This window comes from Stenotrophomonas sp. SBJS02 (assembly GCF_020428325.2).
GTDB classification, from domain to species: Bacteria; Pseudomonadota; Gammaproteobacteria; order Xanthomonadales; family Xanthomonadaceae; genus Stenotrophomonas; species Stenotrophomonas africana.
Map to the genome: position 1 here is coordinate 3143055 of NZ_CP109812.1, position 22737 is coordinate 3165791.

13 protein-coding genes and 2 pseudogenes are annotated in these 22737 nt (G+C 65.5%); 7 read left to right on the plus strand and 8 right to left on the minus strand.

The window, feature by feature from the left end:
• Positions 1 to 18 precede the first annotated feature (18 nt).
• Both FQS62_RS14625 and FQS62_RS14630 read right to left on the minus strand, forming a co-directional pair.
• Positions 19 to 792, minus strand: a complete 774-nt coding sequence (locus FQS62_RS14625; RefSeq protein WP_049445646.1) for an NAD kinase — start codon at positions 790 to 792, stop codon at positions 19 to 21.
• 293 nt (positions 793 to 1085) lie between these two features.
• Positions 1086 to 6062 (minus strand): NAD-glutamate dehydrogenase, encoded by a 4977-nt coding sequence (locus tag FQS62_RS14630; RefSeq protein WP_088479865.1) that lies wholly within the window; start codon positions 6060 to 6062, stop codon positions 1086 to 1088.
• A gap of 250 nt (positions 6063 to 6312) precedes the next feature.
• On the opposite strand from FQS62_RS14630, the gene FQS62_RS14635 reads away from it, so the two are divergent.
• From FQS62_RS14635 to FQS62_RS14645, 3 genes are read left to right on the plus strand one after another with little or no spacing between them, the layout of a single operon-like run.
• Complete coding sequence (locus FQS62_RS14635; RefSeq protein ID WP_208043566.1) at positions 6313 to 6969, plus strand: TetR/AcrR family transcriptional regulator; 657 nt, start codon at positions 6313 to 6315, stop codon at positions 6967 to 6969.
• A complete protein-coding gene (locus tag FQS62_RS14640; RefSeq protein ID WP_049445653.1) occupies positions 6969 to 8237 on the plus strand; it encodes an efflux RND transporter periplasmic adaptor subunit in 1269 nt (422 codons plus the stop codon). Before FQS62_RS14635 ends, FQS62_RS14640 begins: the two co-directional genes overlap by 1 nt.
• Positions 8238 to 8252: 15 nt before the next feature.
• Positions 8253 to 11426 carry a multidrug efflux RND transporter permease subunit gene (locus FQS62_RS14645; RefSeq protein ID WP_107379849.1) on the plus strand — a complete coding sequence of 1058 codons (3174 nt, stop codon included), beginning with the start codon at positions 8253 to 8255 and terminating at the stop codon, positions 11424 to 11426.
• A 253-nt stretch (positions 11427 to 11679) separates the two neighbouring features.
• Here FQS62_RS14645 and FQS62_RS14650 read toward each other — a convergent pair whose 3' ends face one another.
• Together FQS62_RS14650 and FQS62_RS14655 are read right to left on the minus strand one after the other, a co-directional pair.
• Positions 11680 to 11967 carry a hypothetical protein gene (locus tag FQS62_RS14650; protein ID WP_049445657.1) on the minus strand — a complete coding sequence of 96 codons (288 nt, stop codon included), beginning with the start codon at positions 11965 to 11967 and terminating at the stop codon, positions 11680 to 11682.
• Between the two features lie 133 nt (positions 11968 to 12100).
• Positions 12101 to 13249 carry an acyl-CoA dehydrogenase family protein gene (locus FQS62_RS14655; RefSeq protein WP_208043752.1) on the minus strand — a complete coding sequence of 383 codons (1149 nt, stop codon included), beginning with the start codon at positions 13247 to 13249 and terminating at the stop codon, positions 12101 to 12103.
• A 153-nt stretch (positions 13250 to 13402) separates the two neighbouring features.
• On the opposite strand from FQS62_RS14655, the gene FQS62_RS14660 reads away from it, so the two are divergent.
• From FQS62_RS14660 to FQS62_RS14675, 4 genes and pseudogenes are all read left to right on the plus strand, one after another.
• A complete protein-coding gene (locus FQS62_RS14660; protein ID WP_014037755.1) occupies positions 13403 to 14332 on the plus strand; it encodes an ArsR/SmtB family transcription factor in 930 nt (309 codons plus the stop codon).
• 13 nt (positions 14333 to 14345) lie between these two features.
• On the plus strand, positions 14346 to 15440 hold the full coding sequence (locus tag FQS62_RS14665; protein WP_099590089.1) for a homocysteine S-methyltransferase family protein: 1095 nt from the start codon (positions 14346 to 14348) through the stop codon (positions 15438 to 15440).
• A pseudogene (gene metH, locus FQS62_RS14670) lies at positions 15437 to 18120 on the plus strand (methionine synthase). The gene FQS62_RS14665 and the pseudogene metH overlap by 4 nt, the downstream one beginning before the upstream one ends.
• Before the next feature lie 86 nt (positions 18121 to 18206).
• Entirely contained in the window at positions 18207 to 19394 is a 1188-nt protein-coding gene (locus FQS62_RS14675; protein WP_049445663.1) for an MFS transporter, read from the plus strand.
• A gap of 48 nt (positions 19395 to 19442) precedes the next feature.
• On the opposite strand, the gene FQS62_RS14680 is transcribed toward FQS62_RS14675, so the two are convergent.
• The 4 genes and pseudogenes from FQS62_RS14680 to FQS62_RS14695 all read right to left on the minus strand — a co-directional run bounded on the left by FQS62_RS14680 (position 19443) and on the right by FQS62_RS14695 (position 22715).
• Complete coding sequence (locus FQS62_RS14680) at positions 19443 to 20123, minus strand: DUF2058 domain-containing protein (protein WP_049445665.1); 681 nt, start codon at positions 20121 to 20123, stop codon at positions 19443 to 19445.
• Between the two features lie 10 nt (positions 20124 to 20133).
• A complete protein-coding gene (locus FQS62_RS14685; protein WP_049445667.1) occupies positions 20134 to 20373 on the minus strand; it encodes a SlyX family protein in 240 nt (79 codons plus the stop codon).
• Positions 20366 to 21714, minus strand: a pseudogene (locus FQS62_RS14690) (UDP-glucose/GDP-mannose dehydrogenase family protein). Before FQS62_RS14690 ends, FQS62_RS14685 begins: the two are co-directional and overlap by 8 nt.
• A gap of 23 nt (positions 21715 to 21737) precedes the next feature.
• Positions 21738 to 22715, minus strand: coding sequence for an FKBP-type peptidyl-prolyl cis-trans isomerase (locus tag FQS62_RS14695; RefSeq protein WP_049445670.1), 978 nt, complete (start codon positions 22713 to 22715; stop codon positions 21738 to 21740).
• Positions 22716 to 22737 lie beyond the last annotated feature (22 nt).

Below are 22737 nucleotides of genomic sequence, written 5' to 3' on the forward strand. Positions count from 1 at the left end.
GCCGGCCGCCTATTGTCCTCAAAAAACGAACTGTTCGCTCAGGATCCGGTCTTCCAGGTTGTGTTCCGGGTCGAACAGCAGGGTCACGCGGCGGTCCTTCGACTCGCGGATGGTCACTTCGACCACGTCGCGGGTCTCATGCGAATCAGCGGTCACGCTGATCGGGCGCTTGTAGGGATCGAGCACGCGGAAGCGCACTTCGGTGTCGGCCTTGAGGATCGCCCCGCGCCAGCGTCGCGGCCGATACGGGGCCAGCGGCGTCAGCGCGATGGTATGCGAGCCCAGCGGCAGCACCGGGCCGTGCGCGGAATAGTTGTACGCGGTACTGCCAGCCGGGGTGGCGACCAGCACGCCGTCACCGATCAGTTCGGCCACGCGTTCCTGGCCGTTCAGATCGATGCCGATATGCGCGGCCTGACGGGTCTGGCGCAACAGCGAGACGTCGTTGTAGGCCAGCGAGCCGGTACTGGTGCCCGATTCGGTCAGTGCCACCATCTCCAGCGGACGCAGGTTGGCCGGTTCAGCACGGGCGATGCGCGCCTGCACGTCATCGTCGCCGCGGTACTGGTTCATCAGGAAACCGACCGTGCCCAGCTTCATGCCGAACACCGGCTTGCCCAGGTGCCCATGCCGGTGCAGGGTCTGCAGCATGAAACCATCGCCGCCCAGTGGGCACAGTACATCGGCCTGCTCGGGCGTGTAGTCGCCATAGCGCGACACCATGGCCGCGCGGGCCATCTGCGCGGGCTCGGTGGTGCTGGCCAGGAAAGCGATGCGGGGGGTGTCGCTCATCGGTGGATCCGGGTGGGTTTGATGGAGAGCATAACCGAGCGCCGGGAGTTGGACCCCGTGGGGCGGATGACCGGCATATCCGCCGGGACACGCCGTAAACCCATCCCTGGGGGCTCGATCGCGCCATCCATGGCGCTCACGGTCCCGGCGGATATGCCGGTCATCCACCTGGCAGGTTCACGGCCGGCGTCGGGTCAGGTGGTCGCAAAGATCAAGGGCAGAAACAGAACGGCCCCGCTTTCGCGGGGCCGTTCCGGTTCACGCATGCCAGGCGTGGCCCGGCACTACATCACTTACGCGCCGTGTGCCGCCAGCTGGCCCAGGCGCTGGACTGCGACCGAAACGGTCGGGTAGTCCAGGGTCTTCTGCTCGGCCAGTTCGGCCAGCATCGCCAGGGTGAAGCGCAGGCTGTTGTCGTCACGGCCCATCCAGGCTGCGACCTTGGCCTCCGCGCTGCTGCCCTTGGTGCCCAGCACCTGGCCGGCCAGGTTGCGGTGGTTGGCCGCCAGCTCGTCGCGCAGCACGCCACGTGCCACGGCGTGCCAACGACCGTTGACTTCCAGCGCATCGACCTGCTCGAACAGCCACGGCAGCTGCAGGGCATCGCCCAGGCGGAAGTGGACCTTGGACACGTCCACCGGCTTCAGCTTGCGGGTGCGGGCCAGTTCGATGATGTCGAACGCCGGCTCCAGGAAGTGCAGTTCGGCCAGCTGCTGCGCCAGCGCGGACGGCAGGCCCTTTTCCTTCCACTCGGCCACCAGGGCTTCGTAGGTCGGACGCTGCGAATCCGGCAGCACACCCGAGGCAACGCGGATGTCGTTGAACGGGCCCTGGTAGCGGTTGACCGCTTCGGTGATGCCCGGCATCGCGCCCGGGCGCGACAGCAGCCAGCGCACGAACGAACGCTGCAGCTTCCAGATCACTTCCAGTGCGTCGATCTGCACCGACTCCGGCACCTTGCCGTCGAGGGCATCGATCTGCGCCCACAGCGCGCGCGCATCCAGCGTTTCGCGGCTGATGGTGTAGGCCTTGGCGACCTCGGCGATGGAACGGCCGGTGTCTTCCTGCATGCGCATCAGGAAGGTGGCGCCCATGCGGTTGATGGTCTGGTTGGTCACGGCCGTGGCGATGATTTCGCGCTTCAGGCGGTGACGCTCCATCGCGTCGGCGTACTTCTTCTGCAGCGGGGTCGGGAAGTAGCGCTGCAGCTCCTTGGACAGGTACGGATCTTCCGGGATATCCGAATCCAGCAGCTGGGCGAACGCCACCAGCTTGGAATAGGACAGCAGCACCGACAGTTCCGGACGGGTCAGGCCCTGGCCTCGTGCCTTGCGCTGGGACAGCTCGGCGTCGGACGGCAGGAACTCGATCTGGCGATCGAGCAGGCCCTGCTGTTCCAGGGTACGGATGAAGTGCTGCTTGGAACCCAGGCGCTTGACCGCCATCCGCTCCATCAGGCTCAGCGCCTGGTTCTGGCGGTAGTTGTCATTGAGCACCAGCTCGGCGACTTCATCGGTCATCGAGGCAAGCAGCTTGTTGCGCTGCTCGACGGTCAGCTTCTTGGCCCGCACCACATCGTTGAGCAGGATCTTGATGTTGACTTCGTGGTCGGAGGTGTCGACACCGGCCGAGTTGTCGATGAAGTCGGTGTTGAGCAGCACGCCGGCCTGGGCGGCTTCGATGCGGCCCAGCTGGGTCATGCCCAGGTTGCCGCCCTCGCCCACCACCTTGCAGCGCAGCTCGCCACCGTTCACGCGCAGCGCGTTGTTGGCGCGGTCGCCGACATCGCTGTGCTGCTCGCTGGCAGCCTTCACGTAGGTACCGATGCCGCCGTTCCACAGCAGATCGACCGGTGCCTTCAGGATCGCGCTCATCAGATCGTTCGGCGACAGCGCCTTGACATTGTCATCCAGGCCCAGCGCTTCACGCACCTGCGGGGTGATCTCGATCGACTTCAGGCTGCGCGGGTACACGCCGCCGCCCTTGCTGATCAACTTGGCGTCGTAGTCCGCCCAGCTCGAACGCGGCACGGTGAACAGGCGCTCACGTTCGACGAACGTGGTGGCCGCATCCGGGTTCGGGTCCAGGAAGATGTGGCGGTGGTCGAAGGCAGCGACCAGGCGGATGTGACGCGACAGCAGCATGCCGTTGCCGAACACGTCGCCGGACATGTCGCCGACGCCGACCGCAGTGAAGTCCTGGGTCTGGCTGTCACGGCCCAGCGCACGGAAGTGGCGCTTGACCGACTCCCACGCACCACGTGCGGTGATGCCCATGCCCTTGTGGTCGTAACCCACCGAACCACCGGAGGCGAATGCATCGCCCATCCAGAAGCCGTGCGCGATGGCCAGGCCGTTGGCGATGTCGGAGAAGGTCGCGGTGCCCTTGTCGGCCGCAACCACCAGGTACGGATCGTCCATGTCGTGGCGCACGACATCCACCGGCGGCACGATCTTGTTGTTGACGATGTTGTCGGTGATGTCCAGCAGGCCCTGGATGAACAGCTTGTAGCAGGCCACGCCGTTGGCGAAGATCGCGTCGCGGTCACCGTTCACCGGCGGGGTCTTGGCGAAGAAGCCGCCCTTCGCGCCGACCGGCACGATCACGGTGTTCTTGACCATCTGTGCCTTGACCAGGCCCAGCACTTCGGTACGGAAGTCTTCGCGACGATCCGACCAGCGCAGGCCACCACGGGCGACCGCGCCGAAGCGCAGGTGGGTACCTTCCACGCGCGGGCCGTAGACGAAGATTTCGCGGTACGGGCGCGGCTTCGGCAGGTCCGGCACCAGCGCCGAATCGAACTTGAAGCTGATGACATGGCCGTGCTGGCCGTTGGCATCGGTCTGGTAGTAGCTGGTACGCAGGGTCGCGTCGATCACGCCCATGAACGAGCGCAGGATGCGGTCCTCGTCCAGGCTGGACACGCGGTCCATCAGCTTCAGCAGCGCATCGCGCGCGGCCTGCATCTGCGCGTCGCGGTCACCCTTGCGGGCGTCGACCACGGTCTTGAGCACCTTCAGGGTGGCGTCGTCGCCAGCAGCCAGCACATCGAAGTGGGCCTTCAGCTGGGCCTGGCCGGCGGCGATGTCGTCCTTGCTCTCGTGGCCGGTAGCCGGATCGAAGCGCGCCTCGAACAGCTCGACCAGCAGGCGGGCCAGCAGCGGGTAGCGCGCGAAGGTGCCTTCCACGTAGGCCTGCGAGAACGGCACGCCGGTCTGCAGCAGGTACTTGCAGTAGCCGCGCAGCATGGCGACCTGGCGCCAGTGCAGGCCGGCAGCCAGCACCAGGCGGTTGAAGCCGTCGTTCTCGGCATCGCCATGCCAGACGCGGGCAAAGGTCTCACCGAAGGCTTCATCGACGCTGGCGGCATCGATCGCGCCTGCGGTCGATTCGACCTCGAAGTCCTGCACGTACACCGGGGCGTTGTCGACCGACAGGCGGTACGGACGCTCGGCGATCACGCGCAGGCCCATGTTTTCCATCATCGGCAACGCGTCCGACAGCGGAATGTCGTCCAGCTGGCGGTACAGCTTCAGGCGCAGGCCATCACCGCTTTCGCGCGGCACGGCCTGCAGGCTCAGGCGCAGGTCGTCCGGGCCGGTCAGGGCGTCGAGCTGGCTGACATCGTTGGCGGCAACGGCGGTGCTGTTGTCTTCGATGTAGCCGGCCGGCAATGCCTTGCCGATACGGGCGGCGATGCGCAGGCCTTCGGTTTCGCCATGGCGGGCCACCAGCGCTTCACGCAGGTCGTCCTGCCAGTTGCGCAGCACCTGGGCCAGCTTCTGCTCCAGTTCGGCGGTATCGACGTCGAGCATTTCACCCGGCTTCGGGCGCACGATCAGGTGCACCTGGGCCAGCGGCGATTCGCCCAGCACCACCGAGCTGTCGACGTACTCGCCGTGCAGCGCGTCTTTCAGCATCGCTTCGATGCGCAGGCGCACGTCGGTGTTGAAGCGCTCGCGCGGCAGGTAGACCAGCGCGGAGATGAAACGGCTGTACTTGTCGCGACGCAGGAACAGGCGGCTTCGCACACGCTCCTGCAGGCCCAGCACGCCCATCGCGGTACGCAACAGTTCGTCCTCGCTGGACTGGAACAGTTCTTCGCGCGGCAGGGTTTCCAGGATGTGGCGCAGGGCCTTGCCGCTGTGGCTGGCCGGGGCCAGGCCCGACTGCTTCATCACGTGCTCGTGGCGCTGGCGCACCAGCGGGATTTCCCACGGGCGACGGTTGTAGGCGCTGGAGGTGAACAGGCCGAGGAAGCGCTGCTCGCCGATGATCTTGCCCTTGGCGTCGAATTCCAGCACGCCGATGTAGTCCATGTAGCCGGCGCGGTGCACGCGCGAACGGGCATTGGTCTTGGTCAGGATCAGCGCGTCCTTCAGACCGGACGTGGCGTTCAGGCCCTGCGCGGCCAGCGTCTTGACCGGACGGGCGGCGGACTTGTCCTTGCCGCGCATCAGGCCCAGGCCGGTGTCGTTCAGCGGCGCCAGCACTTCTTCCTTGCCCTGCTTCTCCACGCGGTACTCGCGGTAGCCGAAGAAGGTGAAGTGGTTGTCGGCGGCCCAGCGCAGGAATTCCTGTGCTTCCTTGCGCGAGGCTGCGTCGACCGGCAGCTGGCGGCTGCCCAGGTCGTCGGCCAGTGCCAGCGCCTTGTCCTTCATCGGCTGCCAGTCGCGCACGATCGCACGCACTTCGTCCAACGCCTTGTTGATGGCCTGCTCGATGGCCGCCATGGCTTCGGCCGGCTGGCGGTCGATTTCCAGCAGCATCACCGACTCGGCATCACCCTCGCCGACCTTGACCAGCTTGCCGGCCTTGTCGCGGGTGAAGCGCAGCACCGGATGGCCCAGCACGTGGACACCCACGCCCTGTTCGGCCAGCGACATGGTGACGGTGTCGACCAGGAACGGCATGTCGTCGTTGACGATCTGCAGCACGGTGTGCGGCGATTCCCAACCGTTGGCCTTCGCGGTCGGATTGAACACGCGGACGTTGGCCTTGCCGGCCTTGCGGGCACGGGCGAATTCCAGCGTCTCAGCCGCGAGAGCGGCCCACTCTTCAGCGCTGTGATGCGGAAACTCGTCCGACTCCATGCGCTTGTAGAAGTCAGTGGCGAAGGCCACCGCTTCGGCCTGTGCGGCCGCGGGGTAACGCTTGCGCAATGCCGTGTACACCGGCTCCAGGGAGAAACCAGCGGTCACTGCGACCTCCGCTTCTGCTGGTTTGGTCTTGTTTTTCACGGTCTTGGCTGCGGTTTTTTGCGGTTTCATGGCAGAGCGATGCGCTTGCTCAGTTGGGAAAATGAAATTGTAGCCCTACCGCATGAAAAGGCCTTGCTGCAGGACGGAATAAGTAGATTCGGGTTTGCTGCGGTTTAGACGCCTATTCAGTTCGCACCGGTATGGTGCTGGCGCCCGCTTCAGCACTGCCGACAGGATCGGCAAAGCGTGTTACCGGAAGACACACGCGGCGACCCGGATTCGATTCCACAATCCTGAACTGGACGGTATAGTCCACCGCGTGAACCCGGCCTACTTCCCCGTTGCCCTCGACGCACGCGATGAGCGCGTGTTCGATGCCGTGCGCGAGCTGCTGGCCCAACAGGGCATGCAGATGAGCATGGACGCGGTGGCCCAGCACGCCGGCTGCTCCAAGCAGACCCTGTACTCGCGCTATGGCAGCAAGCAGGAACTGCTGCGGCGGGTGATGCAGCGCCATGTAGGCCACGCCACCGGCGCCATGGTTCGTGCACTCCGCAGTGACGACCTGCGTGCCAGCCTGCTCCAGTTCGCCATCGACTTCCTGGAGCATTTCAACCAACCGCACGTGGGCCAGGCCTGTCGGCTGATCGCCGCCGATGCGTCCCAGTTTCCCGAAGAGGCGCGTACGCTGTACCGGCATGGCGCCGGCGCGCTGACGCTTCATCTTGCTGAATGGATTGAAGCCGTTTGCATGCAAGGCCAGCTCCGGCATGACGACCCGCACTTCATGGCCGAACTGCTGCTGAGCATGATCGCCGGTCAGGATTTCGACAAACAGCGCTTCCACACCCCCCATCGTGATGACGCGCTGCTGCGTCGGCGCTGGGCAGAGTTCTCCGTCGACAGCTTCCTGCGCGCGTTCGCGCCACAGCCGTCGGCGGCCCCGTCTACAAACCAACCCCGGAGTTCCTCCTGATGATCGCCCCACTCCGCACCCTTGCCTTGACGTGCGCCGTTGCTGTCGCTCTGGCTGCCTGCAAGAAGCCGGAACAGCAGACGCCCCCGCCGCCGGAGGTGGGCGTGATCGACGCCAAGCCGCAGACCCTGCCGCTGCAGCGTGAGCTGGTCGGCCGCCTGTCGCCGTTCCGCAGCGCCGACGTGCGCGCGCGCGTGCCGGGCGTGCTGCTCAAGCGCGTCTACCAGGAGGGCTCACAGGTCAAGCAGGGCCAGCCCCTGTTCCTGATCGACCCGGCGCCGCTGCGTGCCTCGCTCAATGCCTCCGAGGCCCAGCTGGCCTCGGCCCGCGCAACCTACGCCAACGCCAAGGTCGCCGCCGACCGCGCGCGTTCGCTGGCCCCGCAGCAGTTCGTCTCCAAGTCCGACCTGGACAACGCCGAATCGGCCGAGCGCACCGCGCTGGCTGCGGTCAAGCAGGCCGAAGCGGCAGTGACCTCCTCGCGCATCAACCTGGGCTACACCGAAGTGACGGCGCCGATCAGCGGCGTGGCCAACAAGCAGCAGGTTACCGAGGGTGCGCTGGTCGGCCAGGGCGATGTGACCCTGCTGACCACCGTCGACCAGCTCGACCCGCTGTACGTCAACTTCTCGCTGAGCGTGGATGAGCTGACCCAGCTGCGCGCCCAGCAGGCCAAGGGTGCGCTGGCCCTGTCCGGCGATGGCAAGGCCACGGTCAACGTCAAGCTGGCCGACGGCAGCACCTACAGTGAGCCGGGCACGCTGGACTTCTCCTCCACCACGGTCGACCCGGCCACCGGCGCGGTGTCGCTGCGTGCGCTGCTGCCGAACCCGCAGCAGATCCTGCTGCCGGGCGCCTTCGTCAGCTTCCAGGCCAACCTGGGCGAGCGCAACAACGCCTACCTGGTGCCGCAGCAGGCCCTGCTGCGCGATACCACCGGCGGTTACGTGATGGTGGTCGGTGCAGACGGCAAGGTCGTGCGCAAGAACGTCAAGACCGATGGCGCGCAGAACGGCAACTGGCTGGTCAGCGACGGCCTGGCCGCCGGTGACAAGGTGATCGTGGCCGGCGTGCAGAAGGTCAAGGAAGGCGCACCGGCGGTGGCCAAGCCGTGGACCCCGGGGCAGGACGCCAACGGCAAGCCTGCCGCAGGCGGCGCCGCTCCTGCGGGCGCGGCACCGGCCGCAGGCAAGGCACCGGCCGACGCGGCCAAGCCCGAGCAGGCCGATGCGGCCAAGCCGGCCGCCACCGATTCGAACAAGCAGTAACGGGAACCTTCCGTCATGCCTAAATTTTTCATCGAACATCCAGTCTTCGCCTGGGTGGTTGCGATCCTGATCTCGCTCAGCGGCGTGATCGCGATCCTCAACCTGGGCGTGGAGTCCTATCCCAACATCGCCCCGCCGCAGGTCACCGTCTCGGCGACCTACCCGGGCGCCAGCGCGGATACCACCGAAAAATCGGTCACCCAGGTGATCGAGCAGCAGCTGACCGGTATCGATCACCTGTTGTACTTCAGCTCTTCGTCCGCCTCCAACGGCCGCGCGCAGATCACCCTGACCTTCGAAACCGGTACCGATCCGGACATCGCGCAGGTGCAGGTGCAGAACAAGGTGTCGCTGGCCACGCCACGGCTGCCTTCGGAAGTGACCCAGCAGGGCGTGGTGGTGGCCAAGGCCAACGCCGGCTTCCTGATGGTGATCGCGCTGCAGTCCGACACGCCGGCCATCAACCGTGATGCCCTGAACGACATCGTCGGTTCACGCGTGCTCGATCAGGTCTCGCGCATCCCCGGCGTCGGCAGCACCCAGCAGTTCGGTTCCGAATACGCCATGAACATCTGGCTGAACCCGGAAAAGATGCAGGGTTATGGCCTGTCGGCCAGCCAGGTGCTGGCCGCGGTTCGTGCGCAGAACGTGCAGTTCGCCGCCGGTGCGCTGGGTTCGGACCCGTCGCCGGAAGGCCAGCACTTCACCGCCACGGTCTCGGCCGAAGGCCGCTTCAGCTCGCCGCAGGAATTCGAGAACATCATCCTGCGCGCCAACGCTGACGGCTCGCGCGTGCTGCTGAAGGACATCGCCCGCGTTGCATTCGGTGCCAACAACTACGGCTTCGACACCCAGTACAACGGCAAGCCGACCGGCGCCTTCGCCATCCAGCTGCTGCCGGGCGCCAACGCCTTGAACGTGGCCGATGCGGTGCGCGGCAAGATGGACGAGCTGCAGCCCAGCTTCCCGTCCGGCGTGACCTGGTTCTCGCCGTACGACAGCACCACCTTCGTCAAGATCTCGATCCAGGAAGTGGTCAAGACACTGTTTGAAGCAGTGTTCCTGGTGTTCCTGGTGATGCTGATCTTCCTGCAGAACTTCCGCGCCACCCTCATCCCGACCCTGGTCATCCCGGTGGCCCTGCTCGGCACCTTCCTGGGCATGTGGATGATCGGCTTCACGATCAACCAGCTGACCCTGTTCGCGATGGTGCTGGCGATCGGCATCGTGGTCGATGACGCGATCGTGGTGATCGAGAACGTCGAACGCATCATGACCGAGGAAGGCCTGGCGCCGAAGCCGGCCACGCAGAAGGCGATGACCCAGATCACCGGCGCGGTGGTGGCGATCACCGTCGTGCTGGCGGCGGTGTTCATCCCGTCCGCCCTGCAGGGCGGCGCCGCCGGTGAGATCTACAAGCAGTTCGCCCTGACCATCGCCATCTCGATGGCGTTCTCGGCGTTCCTGGCGCTGGGCTTCACCCCGGCGCTGTGCGCGACCTTCCTCAAGCCGACGCACAACGACAACCCGAACATCGTCTACCGCACCTTCAACAAGTACTACGACAAGATCAGCCACACCTACGTGGGCCACATCACCTCGGCGGTGCGCCATGCGCCGCGCTGGATGATCCTGTTCGTGGTGCTGACCGCACTGTGCGGCTTCCTGTTCACCCGCATGCCGGGCAGCTTCCTGCCGGAAGAAGACCAGGGCTATGCGCTGGCGATCGTGCAGCTGCCGCCGGGCTCGACCAAGGGCCAGACCAACGAAGTGTTCGGCCAGATGCGCGGCATCCTGGAAAAGCAGGATGGCTATGAGGGCATGCTGCAGGTGGCCGGCTTCAGCTTCGTCGGTTCCGGCGAGAACGTCGGCATGGGCTTCATCCGCTTGAAGCCGTGGGAGGAACGCAAGTTCACCGCGCCCGAGTTCATCCAGAACATGAACGGCGCGTTCTATGGCATCAAGGAAGCGCAGATCTTCGTGGTCAACCTGCCCACCGTGCAGGGCCTTGGCCAGTTCGGCGGCTTCGACATGTGGCTGCAGGACCGTAGCGGTGCCGGTTACGAGCAGCTGACCCAGGCCCGCAACATCCTGCTGGGCCAGGCCGCACAGAAGCCGGACCACCTGGTTGGCGTGCGCCCGAACGGCCTGGAAAATGCCCCGCAGCTGCAACTGCACGTGGACCGCGTGCAGGCGCAGTCGATGGGCATGTCGGTGTCGGACGTGTACAGCACCATCCAGCTGATGCTGGCCCCGGTGTACGTCAACGATTTCTTCTACGAAGGCCGCATCAAGCGCGTGACCATGCAGGCCGATGGTCCGTACCGCACCGGCCAGGAATCGCTGAAGAGCTTCTACAGCCCGTCCAGCCTGACCAAGAACGCCGATGGCACCAATTCGATGATCCCGCTGAACACGGTGGTCAAGTCCGAATGGGTGTCGGCACCGCCGTCGCTGAGCCGCTACAACGGCTACTCGGCGATCAACATCGTCGGCTCGCAGGCCCCGGGTACCAGCTCGGGCGAGGCGATGCAGACCATGGAGAGCATCGTCAACGACGACCTGCCGGCCGGCTTCGGCTACGACTGGTCAGGCATGTCCTACCAGGAAATCCTGGCCGGCAACGCCGCGACGCTGCTGCTGGTGCTGTCCATCGTGGTGGTGTTCCTGTGCCTGGCCGCCCTGTATGAGAGCTGGTCGATTCCGGTCGCGGTGCTGTTGGTGGTACCACTGGGTGTGCTCGGCGCCCTCGGCCTTTCGATGCTGCGCGGCCTGCCCAACGATCTGTTCTTCAAGATCGGTCTGATCACCGTGATCGGCCTGGCGGCGAAGAACGCGATCCTGATCGTGGAGTTCGCGGTGGAGCAACGTGCAGCAGGCAAGAACCTGCGCGACGCCACCATCGAGGCGGCGCGCCTGCGTTTCCGCCCGATCCTGATGACGTCGTTCGCGTTCATCATGGGCGTGATCCCGATGGCGATCTCCACCGGTGCCGGCGCCAATTCCCGCCACGCCATCGGTACCGGCGTGATCGGCGGCATGCTGTTCGCGACCCTGCTCGGCCTGCTGATGATCCCGGTGTTCTTCGTGGTCGTGCGCCGCATGCTGGGCGACAAGCTGGATGAACCGTCGAAGGAGTTCATGGAACGCCAGCGCGACGCAGATGCTGCACACCGTCCGGATCGTTGATCCAGCGGTGAGTTGAAACGAGAAAGGCCCCGGAGCGATCCGGGGCCTTTTTTGCAGGTTTCTGTAGAGCCGAGCCCACGCTCGGCTGCTTTTGCTTCCTGTAGAGCCGAGCCCATGCTCGGCTGCTTTTGCCCGAGCCGAGCATGGGCTCGGCTCTACAGAAAGCGCAGGCCACGGCGCATCCACGCATGGCGTGGATCTACTGGCCGCGAAAGCCGAGCATGGGCTCGGCTCTACGGCAAGCTCCAACCCCTCAGCGCAACAGCGCGACCGCCACGCACACCACTACGAGTGCCAGCGCAGCCCATTGCATCGGCACAAAGAAGAAATGATGGGGTGCGGCCTCGCCCTTCTGCCGGGGCGCACGGTTGAACCACAGGCCCAGCATTACGTTTACCGCCGCGCCAATGCCTGCACCCAACAGAACCTGCGTCAGCGGAGTGTTGCCCCTGGAGCCTTCATGCGGGAAGAAGTACGCCAGCAGCAGGATGGCTGCAATCGGCGTCACCAGCGTCATGAATCCCCAACCACGATAGATCATCATTGCAGACCGCGTAATAAACGGCCTGTATTGGAACAGATCGGGTATCGCCCGGCCAAGAAGACCGTGTAGATCCACGCATGGCGTGGATCTACCGGCCGCGCCGCCGTTGCAGCGGCGCGGCTGGTCGAACTCAACGCAGCCCGGTCTCGTTGCGGGCGATCACCAGGCGCTGGATTTCCGACGTGCCTTCGTAGATCTCGGTGATCTTGGCATCACGGAAGTAGCGCTCCAGCGGCATTTCCTTGGAGTACCCCATGCCACCGTGGATCTGCACGGCCTGGTGGGTGATCCACATCGCCGCTTCCGAAGCGGTCAGCTTGGCAACGGCCGCTTCCGTGCTGAAGCGCTTGCCCTGGCCCTTCACCCACGCCGCGCGCAGGGTCAGCAGCAGTGCTGCGTCCAGCTTGCACTTCATGTCGGCAATCTTGGCCTGGGTCATCTGGAAGGTGCCGATGGCCGCGCCGAACGCCTTGCGCTCCTTCACGTATTCCAGGGTCGCTTCATAGGCAGCACGGGCGACGCCGATGGCCTGCGAAGCGATGCCGATGCGGCCGGCATCGAGCACGCTCATGGCGATCTTGAAGCCCTCGCCTTCCTGGCCCAGCACGTCTTCGGCCTGCGCCACGTAATCGTTGAACTCGATCTCGCAGGTGGCCGAGGCACGGATGCCCAGCTTCGGTTCGGTCTTGCCGCGACCGAAGCCCGCCTTGTCGGTATCGATGAGGAAGGCGGTGATGCCGCGCGCGCCCTTGTCCGGCTCGCTCATCGCGAACAGCACGATGTACTTGGCCACCGGGCCGGAGGTGATCCAGCTCTTCTTGCCGTTGATGATGAAGGTGCCGTCGGCCTGCTTCACGGCGCGGCAGCGCATGGCCGTGGCGTCCGAACCGGACTGCGGCTCGGTCAGCGCAAACGCGCCGATGGCCTCGCCCTCGGCGATGGCACGCACGTACTTCTGCTTCTGTTCCTCGGTACCGTGGGTGAGGATGCCATTGCAGAACAGCGAGTTGTTGACCGACATGATGGTCGAGTGGGCAGCGTCGGCGGCAGCGACCTCCACCATCGCCAGCACGTACGCAACCGGGTCCATGCCCGCGCCACCGTATTCGGTCGGCACTTCGATGCCCATCAGGCCGTTCTCGCCCAGCAGGCGGATGTTGTCCAGCGGGAACTCGCCGGTGCGGTCATGGTGCTCCGCGCTCGGGGCGATCTTTTCCTGCGCGATGCGCCGCGCAACGTCCTGCAACATCAACTGCTCTTCAGTAAAGCTGAAATCCACAACACCCTCCCGGGTACATGATGTTATGGGCCGCGCACGGCGCGCCCAGGTGCCCCGATTGTACCGGGGCCCGGGGAATTCCGTACGCCAGCGACTTGACCGCGGCAGGCGCTCTCGGCGAATATATCTCTATATCGCGATAGGTAGATATTTATGGATCTTGAAGACTGGTCGACACGCCTGAAGGTGTTCGCCGATGCGACCCGCGTGCGCCTGCTGGCGCTGCTGGAGCAGGAGGAACTGACCGTGGCCGAACTGTCAGCGATCACCCGCCTGGCACAGCCGCGCGTCTCCACCCACCTGGCGCGCCTGAAGGAAGCCGGCCTGGTTCGCGACCGCCGTGCCGGCGTGTCAGCCTATTACCGCTTCGACGAGGCCCAGCTGGACCCGGCGCAGCGTGCATTGTGGCATGCCCTGAGCAACGGAAGCGACGACCCGCTGCTGCGGCAGGACGCCGAACGTGTTGCCGCCGTGCTGGCCCACCGCGCCTCCGACCAGAACTGGGCCGACAGCGTGGCCGGCGACATGGAGCGCCACTACTCCCCTGGCCGTACCTGGGAAGCGCTGGCGCGTACCGCGCTGCCGCTGCTGGAAACCGGCGACGTGCTGGACATCGCCTCCGGCGACGGCGTGCTGGCCGAACTCGTCGCCCCGCATGCCAAGCGCTACATCTGCATCGATACCAGCGCGCGCGTGGTTGCCGCCGCCAGCGAGCGCCTGCGCCGCCTGCCCAATGTGGAAGTGCGCGAGGGCGACATGCATGCGCTGCCGTTCAAGGACGGCAGCTTCGACCTGGTGGTGCTGATGCACGCGCTGACCTACGCCAGCAAGCCGGCGCAGGCGGTAACCGAAGCCGCGCGCGTGCTGCGCCCGGGCGGGCGCCTGCTGCTGTGCAGCCTGGCCCGCCATGAGCACAAGGCGGCAGTGGAGGCCTACGGCCACGTCAACCTCGGCTTCAGCGACAAGGAGCTGCGCAAGTTCGTCGACAAGGCCGGCCTGCAGGTATCAAGTCTGGAGACGGTTACCCGCGAGAAGCGCCCGCCGCACTTTGAAGTGATTTCGCTGATCGCCAACAAGCCCTGAGCCCGAGAACGCCATGTCCGCCCTGCCCTGGTTGCATCCTGATCGTGTCAATGCCCTGCTCGACGCCCTGCGCCAGCGGATCCTGATCATCGACGGCGCGATGGGGACGATGATCCAGCGCCATGGGCTGCAGGAAGACGATTACCGAGGCGAGCGCTTCGCCGATGGTTACGACCACGCCCATGGCCCCGGCTGCGACCACGGCACACCGGAAGGTCACGATCTCAAAGGCAACAACGATCTGCTGCTGTTGACCCGGCCGCAGGTCATTGCCGACATCCATACCGCCTATCTCGAAGCCGGTGCGGATCTGGTCGAGACCAACACCTTCAACGCCACCTCGGTCAGTCAGGCCGACTACCACCTCGAACACCTGGTCTATGAGCTGAACAAGGCGGGCGCTGCGGTAGCTCGTGCCTGCTGCGATGCCGCCACTGCGAGCACGCCGGACAAACCGCGCTTTGTCATCGGCGTGCTTGGCCCGACCAGCCGCACGGCCTCGATCAGCCCCGACGTCAATGACCCCGGCTTCCGCAACACCAGCTTCGACGAACTGCGCGACACCTACCGCGAAGCCATCGACGGCCTGATCGACGGCGGTGCCGACACGATCATGGTCGAGACCATCTTCGACACGCTCAATGCCAAGGCCGCGCTGTATGCCATTGAAGAAGCCTTCGACGCACGCGGTGCGCGGCTGCCGATCATGATTTCCGGCACCATCACCGATGCTTCCGGTCGCACCCTGTCCGGCCAGACCGCCGAGGCCTTCCATGCGTCACTGGCACATGCACGCCCGTTGTCCATCGGGCTGAACTGCGCATTGGGCGCGGAAGCGATGCGCCCGCACGTGGAAACCCTGTCGCAGGTGTCGGACTGTCATGTCAGCGCGCATCCCAACGCGGGCCTGCCCAATGCCTTTGGCGAGTACGACGAAACGCCCGAAGAAATGGCCACCACCCTGCGAGGTTTCGCCGAGGATGGCCTGTTGAACCTGGTCGGCGGCTGCTGCGGCTCCACGCCCGACCATATCCGCGCGATCGCCCAGGCCGTGGCCGGGCTGCCGCCGCGCGCCCTGCCCGGTTCCCAGGAGCAGCAGGCCGCATGAGCACCTCGCCCTACACCCGCCTGTCCGGCCTGGAGCCGCTGGTCATCACCCCGGACCTGTTGTTCATCAACGTCGGCGAACGCACCAACGTCACCGGCAGCGCGCAGTTCCGCAAACTGATCAAGGAAGGCCGCTACGAAGAAGCGGTGGACGTGGCCCGCCAGCAGGTCGCCAGCGGTGCGCAGATCCTCGACGTCAACATGGACGAGGGCCTGATCGATTCGGAAGCGGCGATGACCCGCTACCTCAACCTGATCATGTCCGAACCGGACATCGCCCGCATCCCTGTGATGGTCGACTCCTCGAAGTGGAGCGTGATCGAGGCCGGCCTGAAGTGCCTGCAGGGCAAGAGCGTGGTCAACTCGATCTCGCTGAAGGAAGGCGAGGCGCTGTTCCGCGAACACGCGCGCAAGGTGCTGCGCTATGGCGCCGCCGCGGTGGTCATGGCCTTCGATGAAGCCGGGCAGGCCGATACCTGCGCGCGCAAGGTCGAGATCTGCACCCGCGCCTACCGCATCCTTGTCGACGAGATCGGTTTCCCGCCGCAGGACATCATCTTCGACCCGAACATCTTCGCCGTCGCGACCGGTATCGAAGAGCACGACAACTATGCAGTGGATTTCATCGAAGCCACCCGCATCATCAAGCAGACGCTGCCGCACTGCCATGTCTCCGGTGGCGTCTCCAACGTCTCGTTCTCGTTCCGTGGCAACGAAACGGTGCGCCAGGCCATCCACTCGGTGTTCCTGTACCACGCCATCGCCGCCGGCATGGACATGGGTATCGTCAACGCCGGCGCGATGCCGATCTACGACGAACTGGAACCGGAACTGCGGGAGCGCGTGGAGGATGTGATCCTCAACCGACGCAGCGATGCCACCGAGCGCCTGCTGGAAATCGCCGAGCGTTACAAGGGCAGGAAAGGCGCGGCGAAGACCGAAGACCTGGCCTGGCGCGAGAAGCCGGTGGCGCAGCGCCTGGCGCATGCACTGGTGCACGGCCTGGATGCCTTCGTGGAAGAAGACACCGAACTGGCCCGGCAGGCCTCCAGCCGCCCGCTGGACGTGATCGAAGGCCCGTTGATGGATGGCATGAACGTGGTCGGCGACCTGTTCGGCGCCGGCAAGATGTTCCTGCCACAGGTGGTCAAGTCCGCGCGGTGATGAAGAAGGCCGTGGCCTACCTCCTGCCGTACATCGAGGCGGAGAAGGCGCGCAGCGGCGACACCGCCAAGAGCAACGGCAAGATCATCATGGCCACGGTGAAGGGCGATGTGCATGACATCGGCAAGAACATCGTCGGCGTGGTCCTGGCCTGCAACAACTTCGAGGTCGTCGACCTTGGCGTGATGGTGCCGGCACAGAAAATCCTCGATGCCGCCCGCGAACACAACGCCGACCTGATCGGCCTGTCTGGACTGATCACTCCATCGCTGGAGGAGATGAGCCACGTCGCCCGCGAGATGCAGCGCCAGGGCTTCGAGCTGCCGCTGCTGATCGGTGGCGCCACTACCTCGCGTGCGCATACCGCGCTGAAGATCGACCCGCATTACAAGGCGCCCACGGTGTGGGTGAAGGATGCCTCGCGCGCGGTCGGAGTGGCCCAGTCGCTGATCTCGCGTGACCTGCGCGATGCCTTCGTGGCCGCCAACGAGGCCGACTATGCCGAGATCCGCGCCCGCCACCGAAACCGTGGCGACGCCAAGCGCCTGGTCACGCTGGAACATGCACGCGGGCAGAAATTCCAGGGAGGATGGGACAGCTACACGCCGCCGGCACCGAACCAGCCCGGCCTGCACGTATTCGACGACTACCCGCTGGCCGAACTGGTCGACTACATCGACTGGACGCCCTTCTTCCAGGCCTGGGAACTGGCCGGCAAGTTTCCGGCCATCCTCACCGACGAGATCGTCGGCACCCAGGCCAGCGACCTGTACAAGGATGCCCGCGCGATGCTCGAGCGCATCGTCGGCGAGAAATGGCTGACCGCCAAGGCCGTGTTCGGCCTGTGGCCGGCCAACAGCGTCGGCGACGACGTGCGCGTGCAGCATCCGCAGGGCGAGACCACCCTGCACTTCCTGCGCCAGCAGGTGGACAAGCCGGCCGAGCGCCCGGATTTCTGCCTGGCCGATTTCATCGCGCCGGCCGACACCGGCAAGCAGGACTGGATCGGCGCCTTTGCCGTCACTGCCGGTATCGGCATCGACGCGCATGTGGCGCGCTTCGAAGCCGACCACGACGACTACAACGCGATCCTGCTGAAGGCACTGGCCGACCGCTTCGCCGAAGCGCTGGCCGAACGCCTGCACCAGCGCGTGCGGACCGACTTCTGGGGCCATGAGCAGGCCGAGACGCTGGACAACGAAGCCCTGATCGACGAGCAGTACCGCGGCATCCGTCCGGCCCCCGGTTACCCGGCCTGTCCGGAGCACAGCGAGAAGCGCCGGCTGTTCGACCTGCTGCAGGCCGAAGCCAACGCCGGCATGGAGCTGACCGAGAGTTTCGCGATGCTGCCCACGGCCGCGGTGTCGGGCTACTACTTCAGCCATCCGCAGAGCCAGTACTTCGTGGTGGGACGACTCAGCCGCGAACAGGTCAGCGACTACGCCCGCCGCAAAGGCGTGGACCGCGCCCAGGCCGAGCGCTGGCTGGCCTCCAACCTGGACTACGATCCCGAATGACACAGAAAGGGGACGGAGGGGATCAAGTCGTTTTGGGCACAAACGACTTGATCCCCTCCGTCCCCTTTTTGCTTCATCATTCCGCGATGACCGTTCCCGTTGCCCGTCTTTCCAGCTTCTATCTGTTCTATTACGCGGCGCTGGGCGCGTTCACTCCGTACTGGAGCCTGTTTTTGACCGCGCGCGGCATGAGCGTGACCGCCATCAGCGTGATGATGGGTCTTTGGTATGCCACCCGCGTGATCGCGCCCAGCACCTGGACCTCACTGGCGGCGGCCTCGCCACGACCGATCCGCCTGCTGCGCATCGGTTGCGTCCTGACCCTGGTCAGCTTCGCAGCGTTCCTGCTTCCCTTGCCGCAGCCGTGGATGTATCCGGCGATGGTGGTGTTCTGCTTCTTCTACAACGCGGTGATGCCGCAGTTCGAGTCGATCACCCTCACCCACCTGGGCAGCGACAGCCATCGCTACGGATTGATCCGGGTCTGGGGCTCGCTCGGATTCATCGCCGTCGTGACCCTGTTCGGGTGGCTGATCGAGGGCGACGGCACCACCAGCCACGCCGGGCTGCTGCCGTGGATGATGCTGCCGCTGTTCGCCCTGATGGTGGTGTCCGCCTTCAGCAACCACTACGCACGCGGCGTCGGCAAGGCCGAAGGCGATGCCAGCGGATTCTGGCAGATCGTGCGGCGGCCACCGGTGCTGGCGTTCTTCCTTGCCGCCTTCATGGAACAGCTCTCGTTCGGGCCGTACTACACGTTCTTCTCGGTCTACATGGACCACCATGGCTACCGCACGTCCACGCTCGGCCTGCTGTGGACCATCGGCGTGGTGTTCGAGGTCGGCGTGTTCTTCACCATCGGCCGCTTCTTCCGCCGCTACGACGCCAGCTGGATGCTGTTGATCGCACTGGTGAGCTCCTGCCTGCGCTGGGCCGTCACCGCCCTGTTCCCGCAGAACCTGCCAGTGATGCTGGTCGCGCAGAGCGCGCATGCGCTGGGATTCGCCGCCTTCTTCGCAGCGGCAATGCAGATGCTGGCGACCTACTTCCCGGGCCGCCTCAATGGCCATGGGCAAGGCCTGCTGTACGGCTTCTCGTCCGGTGTCGGCGGCGTGCTGGGCGCGCTCATTGCCGGCCAGCTGTGGAAGATCGATGACGGTCGAACGGCCTTCCTTGCCGGCAGCGGCTTCGCGTTGGTCGGCGCCGTGCTGTGCTTCTTCGCGCTGAGCCTGCCGCTGATCCGCGCACGCCGCAGCAGCATGCATGCCCCGTAACGAAAACGCCGGGCAGTGCCCGGCGTTTCGATCATCCTGCTGGCCTGATTACCAGACCAGGTCGTCCGGCACCTGGTACTGCGGGTCGGCGTAGGGATCTTCCTCGGCCGGCGCATTCGGATCGACCTTCAGCGCCACCGATGCGGCGAACACCGCCTCGGACTGTGCCAGCACCTCGGCAGTCACCAGCAGGTAACGGCCATTGAGCTGGACCACGCCCAGCTCACCGGCATTGAGCGCGGTCAGCTGTTCGGCCGTCACGTAGATGCGCTTGATCTTGCCGCCATACGGGAAGTGGCGGGCAATGTCCGCCGCTTCGGCATTGAGGCTCTTGTCCTTCAGCAGTTCTTCCAGCTTGGCCTTCGCCTCGCGACGCACGCGCGCCTCTTCCTGCTTCAGGCGCTCGGTCTCGATGCGCTCCTCCTTCTCCCGCTGCGCACGGATGGCATAGGCCTTGGCCAGGTCCATCTCTTCGGCGCTGCGCGGCTTGCGCGGGCCCTGCTGGCCCTGGCCACGCTGGCCACCGGGCTTGCCCGGACCACCATGGCCCTGCCCACGGCGCTCGCCGGGCTTGTGCTCGCCCTTGCCTGCGCCCTGCGGCTTTCCATTGCCATTGCCACCCTTGCCCTGCGGGCGGCCGTCACGGCGGGGGCCATCATTCTTGCGCTCGGGCTTGGGCGCCGGCTTGAAGCCCAGGCCCATCAGCTGGTCGCGGAGGGTATCGCTCATAGGATTCGGATCAGTAGTGCGGCGGCGGCGGTTCGCTCGCCGGATCGGAAGAATTCAGTGCGTTGCGGACCTTGCCCAGGTCTTCAAGCAGCACGCGCAGCACGTCGGCGTTGCGCATGCCCTGCATGCGGGCGTCGGCCAACGCATCGCTCAGCTCGGCCAGCGCCTGCTCCTGGAAGGACACGCGCATTTCCAGCTCGACCAGGCGCGCTTCCAGCGCCTGCTCGCGTTCGGACGGTAGATCAGACATGCAGCGAGCGCCCCCGGCCGATGCCGTAGTAGGCCAGGCCTGCGGCTTCCACTTCCGCCGGCTCGTACAGGTTGCGCCCGTCGAACACCGCCGCATCCTTCAGCTGCTCGCGCAGCTTCTGGAAATCGGGGCTGCGGAACTGCTTCCACTCGGTAACCACCACCAGCGCGTCGGCGCCCTGCAGTGCTTCATCGGCACTGTTGCAGAACACCAGGTCATCGCGCTCACCGAAGATGCGCTGCGATTCGTGCATCGCTTCCGGATCGTAGGCACGCACCGTCGCACCGGCTTCCCACAGCTGCGCCAGCAGGCGGCGGCTGGAGGCCTCGCGCATGTCGTCGGTGTTCGGCTTGAATGCCAGGCCCCACACGGCAAAGGTCTTGCCGCGCACGCCTTCGTCTTCGCCCTTGTCGTAATGGCGCTGGATGAGGGCGAACAGATGGCCCTTCTGCGCGTCATTGACCGCTTCCACCGCGTTCAGCAGCTTCGGCTCGAGGCCATACTGCTGGGCGGTGCGGGCCAGCGCCTGCACGTCCTTGGGGAAGCACGAGCCGCCGTAGCCGGCGCCCGGATAGATGAAGTGCCAGCCGATGCGCGGGTCCGAACCGATGCCCTGGCGGACCTGCTCGACGTCGGCACCGACGCGTTCGGCAATGTTGGCGATTTCATTCATGAACGAAATCTTGGTCGCCAGCATCGCATTGGCCGCGTACTTGGTCAGCTCCGCCGAACGCACGTCCATTTCCACCACACGGTCATGGTTGCGGTTGAACGGCGCATACAGGCGGCGCATCACCGCCACCGACTCTTCATTGGCCGCACCGATGATGATGCGGTCCGGCCGCATGCAGTCCGCAACCGCATCGCCTTCCTTCAGGAATTCCGGGTTGGACACCACGTCAAAGGCGATGTCCGCGCCACGCGTGGCCAGCTCTTCGGCAATGGCGGCACGCACCTTGTCCGCGGTGCCGACCGGCACCGTCGACTTGTTCACCACCACGTCGGCACGCTCATGTGCCGACCGATGGTACGGGCAACGGCAAGCACGTATTGAAGATCGGCACTGCCATCCTCGTCCGGCGGCGTGCCGACGGCGATGAACACCACCTGGCCATGATCGATGGCGGCCGCGGCATCGGTGGTGAACGCCAGCCGCGTTGCGGCATGGTTGGCCTTCACCATCGGCTCCAGGCCGGGTTCATAGATCGGGATGATGCCCTGGTTGAGGCCATCCACCTTGGCCTGGTCGATATCGACACAGACCACCTGATGACCCACATCGGCCAGGCAGGTACCGGTCACCAGTCCAACGTAACCGGTACCAAAAATCGCAACGCGCATATCCGTATTCGCTCCTGGATGACTTACGGCAGAACGCCCAGCAGCTCGACGTCGAACGTCAGGGTCGCATTCGGGCCGATCGGGCCACCCGGGGTGCCGTTTTCGCCATAGGCCAGGTTGCCGGGGATCCAGAAGCGGTACTTCGAACCGACCGGCATCAGCGCGACGCCTTCGGTCCAGCCCTTGATCACCTGGTCCAGACCGAACTCGGCCGGCTGACGACCATAGGAGCTGTCGAACACGGTGCCGTTGAGCAGCTTGCCTTCGTAGTTCACGCGCACCTTGCTGCTCGGCAGCGGACGCTCGCCGCTGCCCGGGCGGATGACCTGGTACTGCAGGCCCGACGCGGTGGTCACCACGCCCGGCTGGGTCTTGTTCTTGGCCATGAACGCATTGCCTTCCTCACGGTTGGTCTGCGCCGCGGCGGCAGCCTTGGCCTGCATTTCGGCCTGCTTGCTGCCCATGAAGGCCTGAATGGTGGCGGTCGCGTCAGCTTCCGTCATCTTCGGCTGGCCCTTGCTCAGGCCGGTGCTGATCGCGTCAAACAGCGAGGCGACGTCGATGTCGTCCTTCAACTGCGCCAGCGACGGACCCACCGAGTACGAACCAATCATCTGCGACACCTTGACGCGGTCGACCTTCGCCGGCTGCGAGCCCGGTGCCACGCCCGGCACCTGCTGGCCGCTGCGGGCCATCACGACCTGGCGCAGCGCGGCATCGGTGGCCTTGGCCTGTTCCTGGGTGATCTGCGGCTGCAGGCCTTCGAACGAGCGCTCGACGGCGGTGCGCAGGGCGGCAACGTCGATCTCATCGGCGATCGGGGTGAACGACTTGGCCACGTCCAGGCCGATGGCGTAGCCGAGCTTCTGCTTGGGGGAATTCAAGGTTGCGGTCTCCTTGGCGGCTGCGGGGGCAGCCGGTTGTTGCGACAGAGCGACACCCGAAGTGCCCATCGCCAGAATCAGAACCGACGCCGCGGCGCCGCGCATTCCCATCTTCATTCGCTGCATTCCTGGAAGTGTC